The 7,454-nt window shown below is 39.1% G+C and carries 4 protein-coding genes and 1 pseudogene; 1 reads left to right on the top strand and 4 read right to left on the bottom strand.

Annotation, left to right across the window (positions count from 1 at the left end):
- Positions 1 to 58: 58 nt before the first annotated feature.
- The 3 genes from A2003_RS08700 to A2003_RS08710 form a co-directional block, all read right to left on the bottom strand.
- A complete protein-coding gene (locus A2003_RS08700) occupies positions 59 to 856 on the bottom strand; it encodes a sulfite exporter TauE/SafE family protein (RefSeq protein ID WP_004959321.1) in 798 nt (265 codons plus the stop codon).
- Positions 857 to 961: 105 nt separating this feature from the next.
- Positions 962 to 2,617 (bottom strand): bifunctional protein tyrosine phosphatase family protein/NAD(P)/FAD-dependent oxidoreductase, encoded by a 1,656-nt coding sequence (locus tag A2003_RS08705; RefSeq protein ID WP_286687172.1) that lies wholly within the window; start codon positions 2,615 to 2,617, stop codon positions 962 to 964.
- Positions 2,618 to 2,631: 14 nt separating this feature from the next.
- The gene (locus A2003_RS08710) at positions 2,632 to 3,315 is read right to left on the bottom strand and encodes an MBL fold metallo-hydrolase (protein WP_005402813.1); all 684 of its coding nucleotides are present in this window, start codon (positions 3,313 to 3,315) and stop codon (positions 2,632 to 2,634) included.
- 194 nt (positions 3,316 to 3,509) lie between these two features.
- Between A2003_RS08710 and A2003_RS08715 the strand changes: the two genes are divergently transcribed.
- Positions 3,510 to 4,808, top strand: coding sequence for a sigma-54 interaction domain-containing protein (locus tag A2003_RS08715; protein ID WP_005402814.1), 1,299 nt, complete (start codon positions 3,510 to 3,512; stop codon positions 4,806 to 4,808).
- Positions 4,809 to 4,864: 56 nt separating this feature from the next.
- Here the strand turns inward: A2003_RS08715 and A2003_RS08720 are convergent.
- Positions 4,865 to 7,150 (bottom strand): annotated as a pseudogene (locus A2003_RS08720) (acyl-CoA dehydrogenase); the annotation flags it as partial.
- Positions 7,151 to 7,454: the final 304 nt, after the last annotated feature.

Here is a 7,454-nt window from a genome sequence, read left to right on the forward strand (position 1 = left end):
TAGCCTATTCCTAAAAATAAGCTAATCATAGAATTTCATTTTTTAAATATGACACTTTCTATAAAAATAGTACAGAAAGACTTGTCCAAATTAGGTAAACAGCGACACCAATTACCACAGTTGCAAATATCTTTTGCACTGTTTTTAGATCAATCAAATTAATGAGTCGTCGTCCGACCAACATCCCTAAAATGCAAGCAACCACAAAACTGATCGTTACTGAAACTGGATATTGGAAGCCATCGAGTACGTGAATAGAAATGCTCACACCGCCAATCAGAAAAATGATCATTAACGACGTTGCAACTATACTACGCATATCGAGATCCGTTGCTTTACGCAGCGCTGGAACAATGACAAATCCACCACCAACACCAAGCAATCCAGTCAACAAACCCGCAACCACACCAATAAGACCCAATACACTGGCTGTTTTCACATTCCAAATAAGTTTTCCAGTAGACTGATTGACCTTACATGGTGGATCTTCAAAATCATGAACTTTATTGAAGAAAATTCGATAGGCAACAACCATCATCACTAAACTAAAAGCTAGGCTTAACCATGTAGGAGAGATGATGTTAGATAAATGCACGCCATATCGAGCCGATGGAATACTAATCAAAGCAATCCATATTGCAGCTTTATAGCGTACGATTTTTTTCAATAAGCCTTGTACACTCCCTACAAACGCAGAAAGTGTAATTGCAAGCAGTCCGACAGGTGCAGCTTGTGAGACAGTCCATCCTTGACTCGCCATCAGTGCGGGAACGGCTAAAATTCCTCCTCCTGCACCTGTTAATCCAAGCAAGCATCCGATTGCTAGACCTTCCAAGACTAATAACCACATATCCATAAAGGACCTCATGAAAAATGAGATACACTTTTTCAAGTGTGAAAAAACCTAACTCAGCTCTAAAATTAGAGCTAAGCTAATGATTTATTGGATCTAATGAATAAATTACAGTTTAGTTTTTACCAGCCACTCATGCCCTTTTAACATGCCATCCCAATACATCGGGGGTAGGATCTGTTCTTTTAACAGCCATGCCATACGTGAAGGTTTTTGACCATCCAAGAACCACTTTCGAAAACTCGGAAGCAGTTTCCCACCATAGCCAAATTCTGCAAGAACGATCTTGCCTCGCTCAACAGTCAAAGGACATGAACCATAACCATCGTACTGAGCAAATTGATCACTACCTTTTAAGTACTGCAAAACATTCACTGCAACAATTGGCGCTTGTTTGCGCGCTGCCGCAGCAGTTTTCGCATTCGGAGCATTCATGACATCTCCAAGTGCAAAAATGTAAGGATATTTACTGTGCTGCAAAGTATTTTGATCAACGCTCACCCAACCTGCTGCATCGACTAAATTACTTGCACGAATAAAATCAGGTGCTTGTTGCGGTGGAACAACATGAATCATGTCAAAATCAGTTTCTAACAGTGATGTACTTTCACCTTGATTGACCTTGAACCAAGCACGTTTATTAGCACCATCAACTTTTACCAACTGATGGTTGAAGTGCAGATTGGCGTTATAGCGTTTCACATATTCCATCAATGCTGGCACATAAGCTTCAACACCAAATAACACCGCACCCGTATTGAAGAAATCAACTTGAATATCTTTCAATACGCCTTGTTTTTGCCAATAATCGGCAGATAGATACATCGCTTTTTGTGGCGCACCAGCACATTTGATCGGCATAGGTGGTTGAGTGAAAATCGCCTTACCACGTTTCATTTGGCTGACTAACTGCCATGTATACGGCGCTAGATCATAACGATAATTCGAGGTCACACCATTTTTGCCCAATGTTTCAACTAAACCTTCAATACCGTGCCAGTTAAGCTTCAAACCTGGGCAAACCACCAATACTTCATAGTTGATCGGCTTACAGCCCTCTAATAACACCTGTTTATTGTCTGGATCAAAGGCCGCCACAGCAGCTTTTATCCACTGTACTTGCTTGGGTATCAAACTCGCCATGGTTCGAACTGTTTTTTCAGGTGCAAAAATTCCACCACCGACCATCGTCCAACCGGGTTGATAGTAATGAATTTCTGCTGGATCAATCACAGCAATATCTAGATTTGGCTCTCGTGAAAGTAAGCTTGAAGCAACTGAAATCCCAGCAGCTCCACCACCTACGATCACCACCGAAAATTTAGGCACATTATTTAATTGTGTCGGATGTTGATTGAGGATTCTTGGAACTAAACCTTGTAAGTCATAACCCAGAGTTTTAGACACCAATAGCATTTGATCCAGACTTAATCCAGAAACCTGAGATAGTCCCCAAAGCGTGATTGAGCGTGTACCTGTTCGGCAAAACGCCAAGATTGGCTTTTGAGCTGATTGATAAACTGATTTAAACTCTTCAGCCTGCTCATCAGTTACACGGCCACTCACCACAGGTAAATACTCAACTTGAATCCCGTGAGTAGATGCTACTTCTTGTATTTCAATGATATTAGGTTGATCAGCCCCCTCACCATCAGGACGATTACAAATAATTGTTTTGATACCTTTATTTGCAAGTTCAGCCACATCTCGTTGAGAAATTTGATCTGCAACATAAAATTCTTGATTCACTTGTTTTAATTGCATGCCACTCTCTCCTATTATTGACCGCAGGCTTTATTCGCAGGTAAAGCAATATCAATTTTCTTTGGATAAGGAAGATTGAGGTTTTCCATCAAAATAATGAAGTCTTGCTTACTTTTGCCTTCCCCCAATCGAGAGTTATGTAGTCGCTCTTGTCCAACCGTAGATGACACGCGCCCCTTGTAGTCATGACCTGGATAAACAATAGTTTCATCAGCTAAAGTAAATATCTGTTGATGAATACTGTCATATAAAGTTGCAGCATCACCTTCTTGGAAATCAGTACGCCCACACCCATCTATAAGCAATGCGTCACCCGTAAATACCATACCGTCCACTACATAACTGGTACATGCATTGGTATGTCCAGGCGTATAGCGAGCTTCAATTAAAATCTCCCCTACGCGAATTGCGCTGCGGTCAGATATAAAAATGTCACCACATGCAACTTCGGAGTTGCGATGTAACACTGTTTTACATCCAAAGCGTTCACGTAACAGATTTGCTGCCGTTACATGATCTGCATGCACATGCGTATCAAGGCTATAAACCAGCTTCAAATTATTTTGTTCAAGCATGTCCGCATAACGCTCAATTTCCGATGCAACAGGATCAATCAGTACCGCTTCATGTGTCTGTTCAGATGCGATGAGATAGGTATATGTTGAACTTTCATTTTCAAAAAACTGACGAAATATCATGTGGATCAATCTCGATGTACTTATTTATATATTCTTAAATTGCAAACAAGATGCCAACTCTATGCACAAATTATTATATTTAAATAAAACAATATATTATTACATATTATTTAATGATTTCTTAAATTCATGTTTCACCATCAGTTCATTCTATGTTTCAATTAAACATTCAAAGAAACAACGCCTGAAACAATATGAATCAATCCATTGATTTTATAAAACAAGTAGATTTGGAAAACTTCTTAGGATATTTACAACAACTCATTACAGACTGCGCCCTGTTTATTGTTGATCAATCAAACTCAGCTATAATTTATGAGTTCAAATCAACACGTTTTAATCCCTCTATTGCTCAACTGACTAAACAAAAAATACTAAACAATCTATTAGAAACTGGGAAAATTCATCTGCAATCTGCCACAGCTTCAATTGAGCTTTTATGTCACCAACACAATATCCAAGTTTCAGATCAGGATTTCTCTGGAAAGTTGTACTTAGTTCAACCATTGCAACAGGCTGAAACATCAAAAAAAGAAAATAGTGGTCAGAGTTTGTCTGAAACATTTCATAGCCAATCTCCTGAAATGCAACGTATGTTTTCAATTATTGAACGTGTGGCAATTACAGAATTTCCAGTCTTAGTTCGTGGAGAGTCTGGAAGTGGCAAAGAACTGGTTGCACAAGCCATCCATGACCATAGTCAGCGAAAAAGCAAAGTTTTTATCGCAATCAACTGCGCTGCTTTAAATGCAAACATCTTAGAAAGTGAATTGTTTGGGCATGTCAAAGGTGCTTTCACAGGTGCGATTCGTGAACATAAAGGAGTTTTTGAGCGAGCTGCTGGCGGAACACTATTTTTAGATGAAATTGCTGAAATTCCACTGGAGTTACAAGCCAAACTTTTACGTGTACTTGAAACAGGTGAATTTACGCCTTTGGGTGGTGAAAAATCAATTAAAGCCAATGTACGAATCATCACCGCGACCCACCGAGCTTTACGCGAAGAAGCGAAACAAGGACGTTTCCGTCAGGATTTATTGTATCGCCTGAGAGTTATCCCTATTTTTATTCCGCCTTTACGTGATCGTAAAGAGGATATTCCGTTGATTGCTGAATTTATTTTGAGTCAACAGCAATCTGTATTTCACACACAACCGCATCTATCCGACGAAGCATTAAAAACCTTGATTGCTTATGATTGGCCAGGAAATGTCCGTGAGCTAAAAAACACCCTTTTATATGCATTGACCATGGCAAATGAAAAATCAGAAATTGAAGTTGCTGATCTACCAGATGAAATCATAGATACTCATTTGCATTCATCACAATTACATAATCAGGTATCAGAGAAGCCTGTTTATCCAGAAAAAATCAATAAGAATAAAATTAGAGATGTTTTGATTAAACATCAAAATGACCTGAATCTTGCTGCAAAAGAACTCAATATGAGTCGAACAACTTTATGGCGATATAGAAAAAAATTTAATCTCTAATAAAAAAGCGAGCTATTTAAAATAACTCGCTTTTACTTATGATGGATGACAAATTCTTAACTTGGCAGATGCGGATTTGCTAAAGGTCGTTCTTGTTTCAATTCACGATCAAATACATCCGTTAACATACTGTCATAACGCTTAGCATTATATTTCAGTAGTTTATCTGCCTCTGCGGGAGTAATAAAATCAATCGCCACAGCATCATGGATTCTTTCTTCAAAGCTGAATCCTTTGAACTTATCTTTTGATTCTGCGCGTTTGAACTTATCCCACAACGGTTGCATAGTGAGCAACATCTGGAATGTAGATTCCATACGTCCCATCACATCTGTTGCTTCAGTGGTGTAATACACATGCTTCTTCAATTCTTCACGGAAAGCATTTTCCTGTAAGAGCAATTTAGCTACTTCTTGTTTCAAATGATCTGTTGGTTTTGCGACTGGACGTCCAAATGGGAAACAGATCAATTTCACTAATTTAGCTGCAACTTTTACTGGGAAGTTTTCATAGAATCCAAAAAAAGCTTCTTGTGCATTAAATAAAGCTTTGTTTAATGCCAATTCAGCATGTTTTTGCTCAGCTTCCGTCCGTTTACCACTTTCATAATATTTAAGAATCGAGGTTGCGATAAATAAGTATGAATGGATATCCGCCAAGCGTCCTGAGAGCATTTCTTTACGTTTTAAATCTCCAGCTAAAAGACCTAAAGCCATATCAGCGGTTAGAGCAAAATCAGTGCTCATGCGATTGATAATCACATAATACGGTTTGGTGAAAGTATCAGACTGCTTGGATGCATGACTCGGTCCACCCGTAATACCATAAGCGAAAGCTCTCGCACCTCGGTTAAAGGTATAAGCCAAATGCTTAAACAACAACGTGTTAAATTGTTTCAAAGCAACTGATTTATCTTCTGCTTGCAGGAGTTGTAATTCTTCAAACAAATACGGATGGCAACGCATAGAACCTTGACCAAAAATCATCAATGATCGAGTTAAAATGTTCGCACCTTCAACGGTAATCGCTACTGGGATAGATTGATAAGTCAATGCCAAGAAGTTACGAGGACCAAGCTGAATCGCACGTCCACCGACTACATCCATCCCGTGATTGATCACAGTTCTCATCGTTTCGGTTGCATAATACTTCGCCATAGCGGTCATAACTGATGGTGTACCACCTTGATTCAAACCACAAGTGACCATGTATCTAAATGCCTCTAACATATAAGCATCACTGGCAATATCACTGGTCGCTTCTTGTACACCCTCAAAGTTACCGACAGAAACTTTGAACTGTTGTCGTACACTCGCAAATGCACCAACCAATAAGTAACTCATCTCACCTGCGGCTGTAGCTAATGCTGGTAATGAAATACCACGTCCGACGCCGAGACACTCCATCAACATACGCCAGCCTTTACCAGCATTTTTTTGTCCGCCGATGATCCAGTCAATTGGAATAAATACATCTGTTCCTTCGACTGTACCATTCATAAACGGCGCGCCTGGATTATGACGTGCACCAATTTTAATTCCTTCATGATTTGCAGGAATTAATGCACAGGTGATGCCATATTCGGTTTTGGATTTATCACCCAGCAAACCATCAGGATCATACAGTTTAAAAGCCAATCCAATCACAGTCGCAATTGGTGCTAGTGTGATCCAGCGCTTAGAAAAATTCATTTTTAATCCAAGCACATCCTGACCTTGATACTGACCATAACAAACCACGCCCGTATCAGGAATTGCACCAGCATCTGACCCTGCTTCAGGACTTGTTAAACCAAAACATGGAATTTCTGTACCATCCGCAAGACCTGGTAAGTAACGTTGTTTCTGTTCAGTCGTTCCATAATGCAATAAAAGCTCTCCTGGTCCTAAAGAGTTAGGAACCATACAACTCACAGCTGCAGTTAAAGAGCGTGATGCAATCTTGCTCATAATACGACTTTGCGCAAATGGGCTAAATTCTTTGCCACCAAAAGATTTTGGAATAATAAGACCTAAGAAACCTTTATCCTTGATGAATTGCCATACTTCAGGAGGTAAATCTTTATCTTGATGATGAATTTTCCATTCATCGAGCATGGCACATAGCTGCTGAACTTCGTTGTCCAAAAAGGACCGTTCTTCAGCTGACAATGTCGGATAAGGATAATCATCAAATTTATTCCAATCAGGAGAACCCATAAACAGTTCTTTTTCCCACCAACTGGTTCCTGCTTCTAGGGCTTCTCTTTCTGTCGTACTCATCGACGGCATTGCTTTTGACAATGCTTTATATGCTGGACGACTGATGAATGCTTCGCGTAATGGAGGGAGGAGAAGAATCACTCACTAGTCTTATATCTATAAATAAATCCAGTTCCAGTACCAACTTGACCATTCTCATAAATGGATTCAATTTTCACTGTAGTAAAAAAAAACTGTTCAGTAGCAGACTTGACTTTCATAACAAATTTTTATTCCAAATAAATAAGTGAAGTAATGTTAATTCATATAAATTTAAACATATAGAAATCCAAATACCATAAAGATACTGATTATTTTATATTTTATAGGACTTACGCACTATTATTTATAGATTCTCTGTGGTAGCAGATGATTTTTATCGAGAATAAAGTCATCAATGAAGTTT

It is taken from the genome of Acinetobacter sp. GWC1_38_13, assembly GCF_001767535.1.
In the GTDB taxonomy this organism is placed as follows: Bacteria; Pseudomonadota; Gammaproteobacteria; order Pseudomonadales; family Moraxellaceae; genus Acinetobacter; species Acinetobacter junii.